The 13638-nt window shown below is 63.4% G+C and carries 15 protein-coding genes; 8 read left to right on the top strand and 7 right to left on the bottom strand.

Features of this window, described 5'->3' with window-relative positions:
* Nucleotides 1–119: 119 nt before the first annotated feature.
* On the bottom strand, nucleotides 120–1292 hold the full coding sequence (locus tag V4T21_RS12295) for a coiled-coil domain-containing protein (RefSeq protein WP_332717117.1): 1173 nt from the start codon (nucleotides 1290–1292) through the stop codon (nucleotides 120–122).
* Between the two features lie 245 nt (nucleotides 1293–1537).
* Between V4T21_RS12295 and V4T21_RS12290 the strand changes: the two genes are divergently transcribed.
* Nucleotides 1538–1933 carry a curlin gene (locus V4T21_RS12290; RefSeq protein ID WP_332717115.1) on the top strand — a complete coding sequence of 132 codons (396 nt, stop codon included), beginning with the start codon at nucleotides 1538–1540 and terminating at the stop codon, nucleotides 1931–1933.
* A 68-nt stretch (nucleotides 1934–2001) separates the two neighbouring features.
* Here the strand turns inward: V4T21_RS12290 and V4T21_RS12285 are convergent, their stop codons facing one another.
* The 3 genes from V4T21_RS12285 to V4T21_RS12275 are packed head-to-tail and all read right to left on the bottom strand — an operon-like array spanning nucleotide 2002 to nucleotide 3556.
* Nucleotides 2002–2721 carry a DNA alkylation repair protein gene (locus V4T21_RS12285; protein ID WP_332717113.1) on the bottom strand — a complete coding sequence of 240 codons (720 nt, stop codon included), beginning with the start codon at nucleotides 2719–2721 and terminating at the stop codon, nucleotides 2002–2004.
* Nucleotides 2718–3209, bottom strand: a complete 492-nt coding sequence (locus V4T21_RS12280; protein ID WP_332717111.1) for an SRPBCC family protein — start codon at nucleotides 3207–3209, stop codon at nucleotides 2718–2720. Before V4T21_RS12280 ends, V4T21_RS12285 begins: the two co-directional genes overlap by 4 nt.
* Nucleotides 3209–3556, bottom strand: coding sequence for an ArsR/SmtB family transcription factor (locus V4T21_RS12275; RefSeq protein WP_332717108.1), 348 nt, complete (start codon nucleotides 3554–3556; stop codon nucleotides 3209–3211). Before V4T21_RS12275 ends, V4T21_RS12280 begins: the two co-directional genes overlap by 1 nt.
* A 138-nt stretch (nucleotides 3557–3694) precedes the next feature.
* Here V4T21_RS12275 and V4T21_RS12270 point away from each other — a divergent pair, with 138 nt between their 5' ends.
* Complete coding sequence (locus V4T21_RS12270; protein ID WP_332717106.1) at nucleotides 3695–4165, top strand: SRPBCC family protein; 471 nt, start codon at nucleotides 3695–3697, stop codon at nucleotides 4163–4165.
* 1 nt (nucleotide 4166) lies between these two features.
* Here V4T21_RS12270 and aac(3) read toward each other — a convergent pair whose 3' ends face one another.
* On the bottom strand, nucleotides 4167–4964 hold the full coding sequence (gene aac(3), locus V4T21_RS12265; RefSeq protein WP_332717104.1) for an aminoglycoside 3-N-acetyltransferase: 798 nt from the start codon (nucleotides 4962–4964) through the stop codon (nucleotides 4167–4169).
* A gap of 213 nt (nucleotides 4965–5177) precedes the next feature.
* Here aac(3) and V4T21_RS12260 point away from each other — a divergent pair, with 213 nt between their 5' ends.
* The 4 genes from V4T21_RS12260 to V4T21_RS12245 all read left to right on the top strand — a co-directional run bounded on the left by V4T21_RS12260 (nucleotide 5178) and on the right by V4T21_RS12245 (nucleotide 8887).
* Nucleotides 5178–6407, top strand: a complete 1230-nt coding sequence (locus tag V4T21_RS12260) for a lytic murein transglycosylase (protein WP_332717102.1) — start codon at nucleotides 5178–5180, stop codon at nucleotides 6405–6407.
* A 106-nt stretch (nucleotides 6408–6513) separates the two neighbouring features.
* Entirely contained in the window at nucleotides 6514–7539 is a 1026-nt protein-coding gene (locus V4T21_RS12255; RefSeq protein ID WP_332717099.1) for a GGDEF domain-containing protein, read from the top strand.
* 65 nt (nucleotides 7540–7604) lie between these two features.
* Entirely contained in the window at nucleotides 7605–8294 is a 690-nt protein-coding gene (gene trhA, locus V4T21_RS12250; RefSeq protein ID WP_332717097.1) for a PAQR family membrane homeostasis protein TrhA, read from the top strand.
* Between the two features lie 89 nt (nucleotides 8295–8383).
* Complete coding sequence (locus tag V4T21_RS12245; RefSeq protein WP_332717094.1) at nucleotides 8384–8887, top strand: hypothetical protein; 504 nt, start codon at nucleotides 8384–8386, stop codon at nucleotides 8885–8887.
* A gap of 51 nt (nucleotides 8888–8938) precedes the next feature.
* Here the strand turns inward: V4T21_RS12245 and V4T21_RS12240 are convergent, their stop codons facing one another.
* Nucleotides 8939–10264, bottom strand: a complete 1326-nt coding sequence (locus V4T21_RS12240; RefSeq protein WP_332717092.1) for a S8 family serine peptidase — start codon at nucleotides 10262–10264, stop codon at nucleotides 8939–8941.
* Nucleotides 10265–10411: 147 nt separating this feature from the next.
* Here V4T21_RS12240 and V4T21_RS12235 point away from each other — a divergent pair, with 147 nt between their 5' ends.
* Together V4T21_RS12235 and V4T21_RS12230 are read left to right on the top strand one after the other, a co-directional pair.
* Nucleotides 10412–10939: an RNA polymerase sigma factor gene (locus V4T21_RS12235; RefSeq protein WP_332717090.1), complete on the top strand. Its 528-nt coding sequence runs from the start codon at nucleotides 10412–10414 to the stop codon at nucleotides 10937–10939.
* Nucleotides 10936–11637 (top strand): anti-sigma factor, encoded by a 702-nt coding sequence (locus V4T21_RS12230; protein ID WP_332717087.1) that lies wholly within the window; start codon nucleotides 10936–10938, stop codon nucleotides 11635–11637. Before V4T21_RS12235 ends, V4T21_RS12230 begins: the two co-directional genes overlap by 4 nt.
* On the opposite strand, the gene V4T21_RS12225 is transcribed toward V4T21_RS12230, so the two are convergent.
* Nucleotides 11634–13439: an ABC transporter ATP-binding protein gene (locus V4T21_RS12225; protein WP_332717085.1), complete on the bottom strand. Its 1806-nt coding sequence runs from the start codon at nucleotides 13437–13439 to the stop codon at nucleotides 11634–11636. The two genes, V4T21_RS12230 and V4T21_RS12225, sit on opposite strands and share 4 nt — an antisense overlap.
* Between the last annotated feature and the right edge of the window lie 199 nt (nucleotides 13440–13638).

The raw sequence follows: 13638 nt of genomic DNA, 5'->3' as shown, positions 1-13638 counted from the left end.
GCGCCCGCCATGCCCACACCCACCCCCTGTCACCCCGGGATTTATTCCCGGGGTCCAGCAGCAGCCTATCCACAGCCAGCGAGGCGATTGGTGTCATTCGACTGAATGTCGATTGACCCCTATCGCAATTGCCGCAGCGTCAGTCCCGAAAGCACGCAATCGCCCTCCAGCGTGAGCCCGCCAGCGCCGGACGCAAAATTACATTCGATCGGGGTCTCCACGCCGCTTTCCCCGTCGATGCTCTCGATGGCCAGCGAATTGTCCCCCACCGAATATGTCCCGCTCATCGCCGGCTCGGCCGAAGATGCATCGAGCACGAGGCTGGGCCACGCGGCAAAGGACTCATCCTCCCCAAAAAGAAATGTCAAGACGCGCCCGCTCTCGGCCTGTGCGATATAGCGCCCCGGCGCCAATCCATCGATCGACGCCTGCGCCGCCACATCCCCCTGGCTCTGCAGCTCCGCGATTTCGGCCTCCAGCGCCGCAACCTCTTCGCCCTGTTGCGACAGCGTATCGGCAAGCGAAGTCGTCTGGGCCTGCAATTCGTCCCGCTGGGTCTGGGCATTCTCGATCTGCGATTGCAGCGTCGTCCTTTGGGTTTCCAACTCGGCAATCACCGTTTCGAGGCTCTCGCGCTGTTCCTGAAATTCCGCCTGGCTGGCCCGAAGCTCGGCCAATTGGCTCTGGGCCGCCGCCTGCGCTTCACGCGCCGTTTGGACGTGTGCCTCGATTTCGGCGGCTGAACTGGTCGCGTCGGCCGCTTCCTGGGTCAGTTGCGCCGCGGTCTGGCGCAATTGCGCTTCTTCGGACCGTGCAGTTTCAAGCCTGCTGCCCACATCGGCCAGTTCCGCCGTGCTCTGGGCAATCCGGTCCTGAACGTCGGAAAAAGATTGTTCGGCCTCGGTCAGATTGCCCTGCAATTGATCGATCCGGCCCTCCCGCTCGGCAAGCGCCTGGGTGGCGGTTTCCAGCGCTGCCTGCGCCTCGTCGCTTTCGGCGACTATGGCGTCCCGCTCGGTGCTCAGCGCGTCGCGTTCCTGGGTCAGCGTTTCGACTTCCGCCCGCAATTCGTCCAGCGTCGTACCGGATTCTTCCATGGCGTCCAGATCGCTTACAAGCTGATCGCGTTCCGAGGTGAGCGTATTGATCTCGTTGCGAAGCCCCCCGGTGCTGGCGGACGAGCTCAACCAGAGAATCAGAAAGGCCAGCCAGCCCACGACGGCCAATCCGCCCAGTGCCAAAATCAGCGGATTGTTTCTGGAGGCTGCGGTTTCGGTCTCTGTCTCGTCCATGGCAAATCCTTTTTGCCCCAAAGGGCCAATGAGCAATTGAAAAATACTGCGTCCGGGTGCGCGGCGCTTTCCCTCAGCACGGAAAACAAGCGACCGCCATTCGCGGTTCCCTCACGCTTGCGTTTCCCCAGGGTCGCCAATCTTAACGCCAGATAAATGCCCCCTTCCAAGTCGGTTCAGGGCCAGTGCGCCAATCTCTCCATCACAGGCGCACAGGCGTCGACCCAAACACACGGAGTTCGATCATGGCACATAAAACCACTTTCGCAGGCATTGCCCTCGCAATCGCGCTCGCTTCGGCTGTCGCGCCCGCCCAGGCCGGCCAGCTCTCGATCAATCTGGCTCCCTCCAATTCCGATCAGCATCGCATGCTCCAGGCAGGGCTGGGCCTTTATGCGCTGGTCAACGAAATCGAAAGCGGCTCGATTCGGCAGAACGGCATCGGCAACATCGCCGGCATCGCGCAGGGCGGCGGCAACAATCTCGGCATCGTCCATCAGGAAGGCAACAGCCACAACGGCACGCTCGACCAGCAGGGCGGCGGCAACAGCTACGGGCTTTTCCAGTTCGGCAAAGGCACCAATGCCCATGTCAGCCAGAACGGTGGCCAGTCCGGCCTGGGCTTCGTGTTCGGGTGGTAACCGGAGCGTTTCCAGCAACAGTGGTTTCCACTTTTGCGGTTCGGAAGCGCGACAAAATAGAAAAAATCCTAACGGTTCTTGGCGGTCATGTATTTCGCCCGGCTGTCCGGATCGAAATTTTCCAGCGTCGCGCGTAACATGGTGCGCGGCATCTCGGCGGCGTAGCGGTCGAGAAACGCCAGAAGCTGCGGCGTATCCGCCCCGATGGCCCGCAGCATCCACCCGCAAGCCTTGTGGATCAGGTCTTGGGGATCGTGGAGCAGGATTTCCGCGATGGCCAGGGCGTCATCGAACTGTTTGCGCCGGATAAAGGCGAAAGTCGCCAGCATCGCCGTGCGCCGCTCCCAGATCACCTCCGAGCGCGCCAATTGATAGAGAATGTCGCGTGGGCGCTCCACCAGATGTTCGCCCACCACGTTCCAGGCCCCCAGGTCGACGAGGTCCCAATTGTTGATCCGGTCGTGGCGGCTCAGGTAAAGCGCGTAAAGCGCCTCCCGCCGCTCCTCGGTCGTCTTTTTGGCCCGATACTGCTTGGCCATGATCGAGACGGCGCCGGCCCGGTGTTCGTGGATATCGCTTTCGAGCAGGATTTCGATCTCGGAAGGCTCCATGTCGATAAACTGCTTGGCGGTATCGAAGACCTTCCCCATGCGCACGCCCATGAAGATGTCGCCGTGGGCGTAATCGCCTTCACCGGTTTTGAAATAGCGCTTGTACTTTTCCTTTTCCGCATCCGACTGGAGCGTCGCCAGAACCGCCTTGAACGCTTCCGCCGTCGCCGCGCTCACGATGGCCTCACCTCGGCCAGCAGCGCATCGAGCGACTCAAAGCTCATCCCCATTCCATCCGACATTCCGGTCGCGACCGCCGCGTCCCGCTGCCCCTTGCTTTCGAAAAGAATGGTCTGGCTGAGCCGCGTCCTGTCTCCCTGGGGTTGGAACAGCGACGTGACCAGCATCTTTCCCATCCCGAAATCATCGTCGAACACTTCTGTCGAAGACAGCCGGGAGGTTGGCTCGATCTCGTGGAAGGTGCCGGTCATGCCCATGCTTTCTCCTTCCGGCCCCGCCCAGACATAGCGGTATGTCCCGCCCGGGCGCAGATCGATCTCGCATGTCGGGAGCGTCCATTCCCCCGGTCCCGTCAGCCATCGGCGGACGAGTTCGGGCTTGGTGTAGCAATCAAAGACCAGATCTGAGGGCGCGTCGAACATGCGCTCGACGGCGATTTCGAGATCGGTGGGGGTGGAAACGGTGAATGTGGTCGACAGGCCCATCAGTTACGCTCCTTTTCGCGCTTTCCCTTGAGTTCGACGAGCAAATCGTCAAGGCGGGAAAAATTGGCCTCCCAGACCTTGCGATATTTCTCCAGCCAATCGGTGGCCTCCTTGAGCGCCAACCCTTCGATCTTGACCGGGCGGCGCTGCGCATCGCGGCTGCGCGACACCAGCCCGGCGCGTTCGAGCATCTTGATGTGCTTGGAAATCGCCGGCTGGCTCATCTCGAAAGGTTCGGCCAGTTCCGTTACGGTGGCTTCGCCCTCCAGCAGCCGGGCCAGCATGGCCCGCCGCGTGGGGTCGGCCAGCGCCACAAAAGTTGCATCGAGGCGTTCGGCGTCAGTCATAACATAACCAATAAGTTTGATATCCGTTAAGTTATATAATGCCCTTCGATCTGTCAATCGTCGGGAAAAAATGTTTGGCAAAATGTCGGCGCCACGACCCGCCCGGCGTCCTATGGCCATCAAGCAATGGAGACCAACATGACCGCCCAACCCGCCAATGAAAAAGAACTCGTCCTCGATCGCCTGATCGACGCCCCGCGCGAAAAAGTCTATCGCTGCTGGACCGAGCCCCAGCTCATCACCCAATGGTTCGCGCCCAAGCCCTGGACCACGCCCCGCGCCGACGTCGATGTCCGCCCCGGCGGGTCGTGCAGCGTGGTGATGGCCGATCCCGAGGGCAATGAATATCCCAATCCCGGCGTCTATCTCGAAGTCGTGCCCAACGAAAAACTCGTCTTCACCGACGCGTTCTCCGCCGGCTGGCAGCCAACCGACAAGGCGTTCTTCACCTGCGAGCTGACCTTCGCCGACGAGGGCGGCAAGACCCGCTACATCGCCCGCGCCAAGCACTGGACGGTCGAAGCCAAGCAGGAGCACGAAAAGATGGGCTTCCACGAAGGCTGGGGCATCTGCGCCGACCAGCTCGAAGCGCTCGCCAAAACGCTCTGACCTATCTAACCGCATGCTCGAGCCAGCTCACCGCGTGCTCGAGCATGCCCCTGGCATCGACCAGAACCGATCGCGCCTCGCCAACCGCCCCTTGCCGTCCCCGGCCGCCTTCCAGATAGGCCGAGACGATCGCGGTGAAATAATCGACACTATCGAGCTGCGGGCATACCGCATCCGCCGTATCGAACTCCTCGCTCATCCGCCACGCAACGCCTCCCTCGCGCGCAAACGGCACCTCGACGCGCTTGATGCGCTTGTCGGGCAGGGCGGCCAGATGCTCGGCGTGATGGATGAGCGTCATCGTATCGAGCGGCGCCCCCACCATAAGCACCTTGCCCCCCGCCTCCACGAGCTTTGCCAGCGGCGAGCCCGGCCCATAGCCATAGTCGAGCGGATGATCCTGCGTCAGCCATTCGGCCCTCGCGCCCAACGCCGCCATCGACGCCCCCGGATTGTCGCTGCGCCGCGCACCCGACACCGTGCGCAGGAATTCGGGAAATATCCCATTGTCCCGCACCGCCCGCGACCGCTCCGCGTCGAACCCGGCAATCCTATCCCGCCACGGCCCCGGCACGCGCCCGCCCTCGTCGAGCAGCGCCTCATACCGCGCGTCCCAATCGGTATAGGCCATGATCGTCCCACCCTCGCCAACCGCCTCGCGAAGCGCATCGATCAGCGTGTCCGGCCCATTGATCATCTCGCCGACAGAACCAACCGCCGCATGAACCATGACGATATCGCCCGGCAAAACACCGAGATTTTCGAGGTCGGAAACCAGATCGGATCGGGTGAGGAACATCTGCGGCTCACGAGAGAGTGAACGCCAGTTTAAGCAATCGGGCGCTCAAGGCCAACGTGCTTAACGCGCTCTTAAAGTCCTTGCCCCATTCTTGTCCCATCGAGTTGAGTAACGCCACGGACCATCAGGCTGTCCCCCGGGGGGCGAGGACAGCGTCTTGCCATAAAGTTGTGGCAGGGTGGGCCGGCGATTGGAAGCGGAGAAGGTCCGTCCATGAGTAGCAAAGCCCTTTCATCCAACATGCCCAAGCTGTCGCGACGCAATCTGCTCGCGCTCTCGCTGGCCGCCGGTGCAGGCGCCATGCTGCCGCAAGCGGCCCTGGCCCAGTCCAGCGTGCAGAATTTTGTCGCCTCCATGTGGTCCGAAGCCTCATCGCGCGGCATCTCGCGCGCCATCTTCGATCAGGCCTTCGCGGGGTTTTCCCCGTCGAGCCGCATCATGGACCTGACGCGCAGCCAGCCCGAAATGGTCAAGACCACCGGCCAGTACGTATCGGACGCCGTCAGCTCCACCCGCATCTCCACGGGCCGCGCCATGCGCGGGGAATGGGCGCAAACCCTCGGCGTCGTCCAGCAGAACTGGGGCGTCCAGTCCGAAATCGTGCTCGCCATCTGGGGCATGGAAACCAATTACGGCTCCTACATGGGCGGCAACAACGTCATCCATGCGCTCGCGACCCTCACCCACGGCAATTACCGCTACGATTTCTTCAAGAACGAGCTGCTGACCGCCCTCCAGATTCTCCAGGCCGGCCACGTCGCCGCCCCGCAGATGGTCGGCTCCTGGGCCGGCGCCATGGGCCACACCCAGTTCATGCCCTCGAGCTTCATGGCCTATGCCGTCGACTACAACGGCAACGGCAAGCGCGACATCTGGAATTCGGTGCCCGACGCACTCGCTTCGGCCGCCAACTACCTCAAATCCCACGGCTGGCGGCCCGGCGAGACCTGGGGCTATGAAGTCCAGCTTCCCGGCAATTTCGATTATGGCCGCGCCTGGGATGTGGGCCGGCAATCGCTCGGCCAATGGGAGGCGATGGGCGTGCGCCGCACCGGCGGCCGCAGCTTCCCGCGCCCGGCCGATATGGGCCGCATCTTCATGCCGGCCGGCGGCAGCGGCCCGGTCTTCGTTCTGCTGTCCAATTTCGATGTCATCAAGCGCTACAACAATTCCGACAATTACGCCCTGGCGGTCGGCCACCTCGCCGATCGTGTCCTGGGGGTCGGCCCCTTCGCACGGCCATTCCCGGCCAACGAGGTCGGCCTCACCCGCAGCCAGCGCGAGGAATTGCAGGGCCTTCTCAACCGCCGTGGCTTCAATGTCGGCACGCCCGATGGCGTGATCGGCCCCAAGACGCGGCAAGGCATCATCGCTTTCCAGCGCGCCGCCGGCCTTCTCGCCGACGGTCACGCCTCGGGCGCGCTGCTGTCTGCACTGCGCTGATCGGGGCCCCCGTTAGGACTGCGTAACCATAGGACGCGGTGAAACTGCGTAATCGGGCCCATCCGGGTTACATTTGTCCCCAGGCGAGACAAGCAGGGGACCACCCATGGTTGCGGATACGCTCAGCGATGAAGAAGGGCGGCTCGGCGCGCTGCGCCGATACGGCCTGCCCGGATCGGCCGCGCCCGGCGCGCTGGACCATATCCTGAACGTCGCCCGCTCCGCCATCGGCGCGCCGGTCGCCTCCATTTCCATTATCGAGCGCACCACGGAAATCGTGCTCGCGGGCAATGGCGTGCCGCACATGATCGACCGCGCCGATTCCCTGGCCGCCCTGGTCGTCGGCGGTCCGCTGGCCATCCCCGATACGCTCGCCCAGGAAGGCGCCGGCAACGTCCTTTGCGATGCCGGCATGCGCGCCTATCTCGGCGTGCCCCTCCAAACCGCCGATGGCTACACCATCGGCGTGCTCGCCATAATGGATACCCGCCCGCGCCAGTTCACCGCCGATGAGGTGTCGATTGCCCTCGATCTCGCGCGGCTGGCGATGTCTCATTTCGCCTCCCTGCAATATCGCGAGACAGACAGTCTCACCGGTGCGTTCACCCGCCACCGTTTCCAGGCCGAGGTCGAGCGCGAATTCGTGCGGGCCACCCGCTACGAGCGGCCAGCCGCGCTGATGTTTTTCGATATCGACAGGTTCGGCGACGTCAATATCGCCCTCGGTCCGCAAATGGCCGAAGAAGTTCTCAAATCGGTCGCCAACCGCGCCGCCGAAAGCCTGCGCTCCACCGACACCTTCGGCCGTATCGCCGGCGAGGAATTCGGAATCCTCCTGCCCGAAACCCTTGCCTATGAAGCCAGCCAGTGCGCCGAGCGCCTGCGCGAGGAAATCGCAAGGCTGCGCTTCCGCCATGCCGGCGGCGTTCTCTCGGTCACCGCCAGCTTCGGCATCGCCCCGCTGGCGCCCGGCCTGCGTTCGGCCATCCACTGGTTCGCCCATGCCGATATCGGCCTTTACGGTGCCAAGCAGGCCGGCAGCAATTGCGTGGTCTTCGCGCCGCCGCCCGATCCGGGAGTGTCTTCTTCCGCTGCCCAACCGACCGAGCCGCTGGCAAGCCGCGTGCATTAGCGTTCACCATTTTGCCCAAACCGCGCGTTAGTTTTGGCGGGATGAACGGCAAAGGAGAAACCGGCATGGGCACCAAACTGAGCCGCAACGCCAGGGCATATGTCCTGCGCCGCCGCCGTGCCTTCACCCTCGGGGAACTGGTCGCCGACGCCATCGTGCATGGCATCGGGCTCGTGGTGGCACTCGTTGCCGGTTCGGTCCTGCTGACCATCGCCATCACGCAAACAGCCCCCGATCAGGCCGTCGCGCTTTCGGTCTATGTTGTCTCGTTCGTGGTCCTGCTCGGCGCCTCCATGGCGTTCAACCTGTGCCCGGCAGGGCCCCTGAAACCCTGGCTGGCCCGCATCGATCAGGCGGCGATCTTCCTGTTCATCGCCGGTACCTACACCCCGTTTCTGACCGTCCTGGGCGATGTTGCGATAGCCGATCGGCTGTTGATTTTCGTCTGGGCAACGGCGCTGGTCGGCATTGCGCTCAAGCTCCTGGTTCCGCAGCATTTCGGCCGCCTCGCCATTCCGTTCTATCTTGCCATCGGCTGGAGCGGCATCGTGGCCTTCCACGCGCTCGCCGCCGCCTTGCCCGAAACAGCGCTCTGGCTCATCGTCGCCGGCGGCATCGCCTATTCGGCGGGTATCGTCTTCTTCCTGTGGGAGCGGCTCCATTTCCAGAATGTCCTCTGGCACAGCTTCGTTGTGATCGGGGCCACGCTGCATCTGATCGCGATTTTCGATGCCATGGTCATCAGTCGGATGTGAGCGAAAACATTTGCGGGAATAAATCGAAATCTCATCCGTTTGCTGGGTGTAAACGGCCTTTTGGCCAACCACCCCCTCAGGAGGTTGAGATGAAAACCCGCTCTATTTTAACTGTTTCGGCCCTGCTCGCCGGCGTTTCGCTGCTGGCACTGCCGGTACAGGCCCAATCGGGCTCCGATATCCGCAACGCCTGCGAAACCCTGCGCAGCAGTCCCACCACCAGCACCGCCCAGAATTTGTTCGGTTCCAGCGTTCGCGGAGCCAGCGATTTCTGCGACGATCGCGGCTTCAGCCTGACCGGCGGCTTCGATGACGATTGGGACGATCGCGGCGACGACGATTGGGATGATCGTGATGACGATTGGGATGATCGCGACGACGACCGCGACGACGATTGGGACGACCGCGATGACGACGACGATGACCGGGACGACCGCGACGATGACGACCGGCACGACGACGACGATGATCGCGATGATCGCGATGATCGCGATGATGATGACGATGATGATGATGATGATGATGATCGCGACGACGACGATGACGACGACGACGATGACGATGATGACGACGACGACGACGACGAGGATTGATCCTCGGTAAAGTCGACGAAGCCCTCCCGCCAGCGGGAGGGCTTTTTCACATCAGACTCCACAACCGGGGAACTGGATCAGGCCGTGCCCGAACACCGGGTCTCTCCCCGCCGCGCCCAGGTCGAGGGCGGTGCCGGACAGCTCTTCGGGCGAAGCGGCCAGTGCGACCGCGGCGGCAACGAGCGGGGCGGCAAACGAGGTGCCGGACTGGAACGCCCCGCCGCCTTCCGTAGTGGTCCATAACTGGACCCCCGGAGCCGCGAAATCCACGTGATCGCCGTGTACGGCCTGCCGATAGATTTCGCGTTCGGCATCGATGGCCGTCACCGCGATAACCCCCTCCAGCGCTGCGGGAAATTGCGGTGGGGCGGCTGGCCCGCGATTGCCCACGGCAGCCACTACAGAAACGCCCTGAGCCATCAATGCTTCAAGCGCTTCGGCGACCAACGAATTCTCCTCGCCCGCAAGGCTCATGTTCAATACGTCGATGTCATGGTCGGCCAGCATATCGATTGCGCGGATCACATCCAGCGCATCGGCTGAAATCGCCCCGAACTCCCCGCGATGGAAGGCCCCCACGGCGATCAGTTCGGCATGGGGCAGCGGGCCGGGTGCGGTGCTGCCCGGTTGCCCGACGATCAGCCCCGCAACCGAGGTGCCATGGTCCGAAGGCGCCGGCTGCCTGTCGGGCGAAAGCGCCGAAAGCGTATCGATCCTGCCGTCCTTGAGGCCCGCATTGGTCATATCGACCGGCGTGTCGATGATGCCGATGCGCGGGCTCGCTTCGCACACGAATTCCCCGTCCCATCCCACCATCTCCATCGCCGCGCACCCGTCCTGCGAGCAGGGCAGGGACTGGAGCGAATAAAGCGTGTTCTCGACCGGTGCCGTTTCCGCAAACAGGCTCGCCAATTGCGCGCGCGCGTCTTCGAGCGGCAAATCGTCGGGCAGGGCAAGCCGGGCGACGCTGCGCTCGATTAGCCCGATTTCGCTTGTCGAAAGTACCGTAAAACCCAGGGCTTCGACCTGTTCGATCGAAAAATCCCGAGGCAGAGTAATCAGCAATTCAGCATCGGGCTCGGGCCGCTGCGGCGGCGAGGGCGGCAAAATCGGCGCCGGAGGAGCAGGGGGGACGATCACGCGCCTGACGATTTCGTCATCGTCGTCATCATCGTCTCTAGCATCATCATCATCATCGTCGTCGTCCCCATCATCATCATCATCATCATCATCATCGTCGTCATCATCATCGTCATCATCTTGTGCCATGGCAGCCGAAACAAAGCCGTTGCCGTTCCACACGGTAACGGGAGCCAATGCGCCGAATGCGAGCACCAGCAGGGCGAGCAGAAGAGAAAACAGGGGACGAAGGGGCATTTGGCCTCTCAGGGGGAAAACGGGCTTGCATCGATAACGACCGGCGCAGGCAATTATTCATCCCAATTTGAGAAAAGTGAACACGCCGGGGAATAAACGTGGCTCTGGCACGTTTGCATGGCGACGTAGTGAAGGCGGGAGGCATAAGTGCCGGCCGATATCGGCGATCAGATCATTGCAATCCTGCCCCGGCTGCGGGCCTTCGCGCTGTCGCTGACGCGTGTCTCGACCGACGCCGACGACATGGTGCAGGCCGCGTGCGAGCGTGCATTGCGCGCCCGCGACAGCTATACGCCCGATACGCGGTTCGACGCCTGGATGATGCGTATCCTGCACAATCTCTGGGTCGATACCTATCGCAAGCGACGGCGTGAGGTTCTCGAGGACGTCACCGACCCGGAAAACGACAGGCCGGGCGAGGACGGCAGGAGGCTGGTCGAAGACCGTTCCGAACTCTCGCGCACCTGGGATTTGATGGCGGCCATGCCCGAGGAACAGCGCAGCGTGCTCACGCTCGTCTGCGTCGAAGGGCTGAGCTATCGCGATACGGCCGAAGTCCTCGATGTGCCCGTGGGCACCGTCATGAGCCGTCTGGCGCGGGCCCGGATCAGATTGGCCGAAGGTCTGGCTCAACCCAATGCCGCAACCGGCAGAACGGCGGGAACAACAAGATGAAACCGACAGAAGTGACCGATGAAATGCTGATGGCCTATGTCGATGGAGAACTCGACCCCGAAACCGGACGAGGGGTGGCCGCGGCCATCGCCGCCGACCCGGCGCTGGCCGAACGCGCCCGGATGTTTATCTCAAGCGCCGATGCCGCCCGCTCCGCCTTCGCCGATATCCTCGCCGCTCCCGCGCCGTCCGGTCTTGTCGATGCAGTGAAAGAACAAAGCGCCCCCGCGACCGTCATCCCCTTTCCGGCCCGCCGCTGGGTTCGTGCCGCCCTGCCGCTCGCCGCCTGCCTCTTGCTGGCCATTGGAGCGGGCGGTGGTTATCTGCTGGGCCAATCGGGAGAAACCGCCGGCCCCTATGGGGGGCTCGGTTCGGTGGCGCTAGCCATCGCCACGGCCCCGGCGGGCGCCGCGACCACCCTTCCGGAGGGCGATCTGATGGTTCTGGGGTCCTATCCCATCGATGGGGGTCTGTGCCGCAGTTTCGCGCTCGATCAGGAACAGAATTCCCTGAGCGGCGTCGCCTGCGACCGGGGCGCGGGCTATGCCGTGGAAATGGCCATCGCCGCCGGCCCGGCCGGCTCCGGCTTCGCCGCCGCCTCCGACCGGATCGCCGCCAATATCGACGCCTATCTCACCTCGGTCGGCGCAGGCGGACCGCTCGGCCCCGATGAAGAGGCCGAGCGGTTCCAGCCCTAAGCCACCAGCCCCTTGGTCAATTCCAGCGCCTGCTTTTCGAACAGCCGCCGGTAGATCCCGCCCTCGCGCCGGATCAGGGCGTTGTGATCGCCTTCCTCGACGATTCGGCCCTTGTCGAAGACCAGGATGCGGTCCAGCGCCCGCACCGTCGACAGCCGGTGCGCGATGACCAGGGTCGTCCGCCCCGTCATCAGCCGCTCGATCGCCTGCTGGATCAGAAGCTCGCTTTCCGAATCCAGGCTCGACGTCGCTTCGTCCAGGATCAGGATCGGGTTGTCGGCAAGGAACGCCCGTGCAATCGCCACGCGCTGACGCTCACCCCCCGAGAGCTTGACGCCCCGCTCGCCCACCAGCGTCTCATAGCCCCTGGGCAGGGTCACGATGAAGTCGTGGGCGTTCGCCATCTTGGCCGCCTCGATCACCTCCGCCCGGGTCGCACCGGGCCGCGCATAGGCGATGTTGTCGGCCAGCGTGCGGTGAAACAGGATCGGCTCCTGCTGCACGATGGCGATCTGGCCCCGCAGGCTCATCTGCTCATGCTCGGCGATATCCTGCCCGTCGATCAGGATCTTCCCGTTGTTGATGTCATGCAGGCGCTGGATGAGCTTGACGAAGGTCGTCTTGCCCGATCCCGAATGCCCCACCAGCCCGATCTTCTCGCCCGAACGAATATCGACCGAGAAGTTTTCGTACAGCGGCCTGGTGTGCCCGCCATAGCGGAAGGTGACGTTGTCGAAGGCAACCGCCCCATCGCCGATCCGGATGGGCGAAGCCCCCGGCTTGTCGGCGATGCCATAGGCCTGCGCATCCATCTCGACCAGCTCTTCCATGTCGTTGACCGAGCGCTGCAGGTTGCGGATGTGCATCCCCACGTCCTGCAGATAAGCCTGCAACACGAAGAACGAGGTCAGAACGAACGCGATATCGCCCGCGCTCGCCGCCCCCTGCTGCCAGAGCAGCAATCCCACCCCGAGGATCGCCGCGCGCAGCACGAGCAGCGTCGCCACCTGCACAGTGCCGTTGATATTGCCGCGATTCCACGTCCGGCTGGTGCGCGCCCGCCATTTGTTGACCACCCAGTCGAGCCGGGTTTCCTCCCGCGCCTCCGCCCCGAACGCCTTGACCACGGCGTTGCAGCTCACAGCATCGGCCAACGCACCGCCCGTGCGCGTATCCCAGCTATTGGAGAGCGAAGCGGCGGGCGCGACATAGGTCACCGTCAGCACCGCCGTGAGCACGATATAGGCGAGCGAACCCAGCCCGATCACCAGCCCCATCAGCGGCCAGAACGCGGCCAGAAGCGCTGTCGTCCCCACCAGCATCACCACCGAGGGCAGCATCGCCATCAGGATCGTATCGTTGAAGATATCGACCGCCCACATCCCGCGCGTCATCTTGCGCACCGTCGAGCCCGCGAAGGTGTTGGCGTGCCAGTCGGTCGAAAACCGCTGCACCCGGAAAAAAGATTCCCCCACGATTTCCTTCATCATCGAAAGCGTGAAGGTGATGATGCCGCGGAAAAAGAAGAACCGCAGGATCAGCGCGCCCAGCCCCAGCGCGAGCAGCATGCCGAAGGCCGTCAACGCCGAGGCCAGCGACGCCTCGTCCCCGGTCGAGCCGCTGGCGACCGCATCGACGATCTGTCCGGCGTAGTACGGCGTCAGCACGTCGGCCAGCGTTGCCGCCACGATCAGCACGCTGATCCCCGCCAGCCGAAGGGGTTGCCGGCGCCAATAGCGCCACACGAAGACGAAAACCGAGCGGAACACGTTGCTCCGCGAGATCTTTTTTCTCGAAGTCATTGCGAATGCCAGGCGTTCGGGCGCACTGGTCCTTATGCAAAGGCGGCAACGGCCTCAGGCGTCCGTTGTCCGGATCAGAATATGGGAAAAAAGGCCGATATCGCCGATGCGGAGATGCCGGCGGGCGCGGGGATTCCTAACGCGGGAAATCCAGTGCGCTGCCCGTGGAGGGCGTGATAAAAAGCAGCAATGCAACGCC

It is taken from the genome of Pelagibacterium mangrovi (assembly GCF_036662815.1).
GTDB lineage: Bacteria > Pseudomonadota > Alphaproteobacteria > Rhizobiales > Devosiaceae > Pelagibacterium > Pelagibacterium mangrovi.
This window is presented reverse-complemented; position numbering and strand designations above follow the sequence as displayed.

Coding starts and splice junctions, on each gene's coding strand:
- V4T21_RS12295 (WP_332717117.1), bottom strand. CDS start 1,292: ATGGACGAGACAGAGACCGAAACCGCAGCCTCCAGAAACAATCCGCTG.
- V4T21_RS12260 (WP_332717102.1), top strand. CDS start 5,178: ATGAGTAGCAAAGCCCTTTCATCCAACATGCCCAAGCTGTCGCGACGC.
- V4T21_RS12240 (WP_332717092.1), bottom strand. CDS start 10,264: ATGCCCCTTCGTCCCCTGTTTTCTCTTCTGCTCGCCCTGCTGGTGCTC.
- V4T21_RS12290 (WP_332717115.1), top strand. CDS start 1,538: ATGGCACATAAAACCACTTTCGCAGGCATTGCCCTCGCAATCGCGCTC.
- V4T21_RS12280 (WP_332717111.1), bottom strand. CDS start 3,209: ATGGGCCTGTCGACCACATTCACCGTTTCCACCCCCACCGATCTCGAA.
- V4T21_RS12225 (WP_332717085.1), bottom strand. CDS start 13,439: ATGACTTCGAGAAAAAAGATCTCGCGGAGCAACGTGTTCCGCTCGGTT.
- V4T21_RS12270 (WP_332717106.1), top strand. CDS start 3,695: ATGACCGCCCAACCCGCCAATGAAAAAGAACTCGTCCTCGATCGCCTG.
- trhA (WP_332717097.1), top strand. CDS start 7,605: ATGGGCACCAAACTGAGCCGCAACGCCAGGGCATATGTCCTGCGCCGC.
- V4T21_RS12230 (WP_332717087.1), top strand. CDS start 10,936: ATGAAACCGACAGAAGTGACCGATGAAATGCTGATGGCCTATGTCGAT.
- V4T21_RS12245 (WP_332717094.1), top strand. CDS start 8,384: ATGAAAACCCGCTCTATTTTAACTGTTTCGGCCCTGCTCGCCGGCGTT.
- V4T21_RS12275 (WP_332717108.1), bottom strand. CDS start 3,556: ATGACTGACGCCGAACGCCTCGATGCAACTTTTGTGGCGCTGGCCGAC.
- V4T21_RS12255 (WP_332717099.1), top strand. CDS start 6,514: ATGGTTGCGGATACGCTCAGCGATGAAGAAGGGCGGCTCGGCGCGCTG.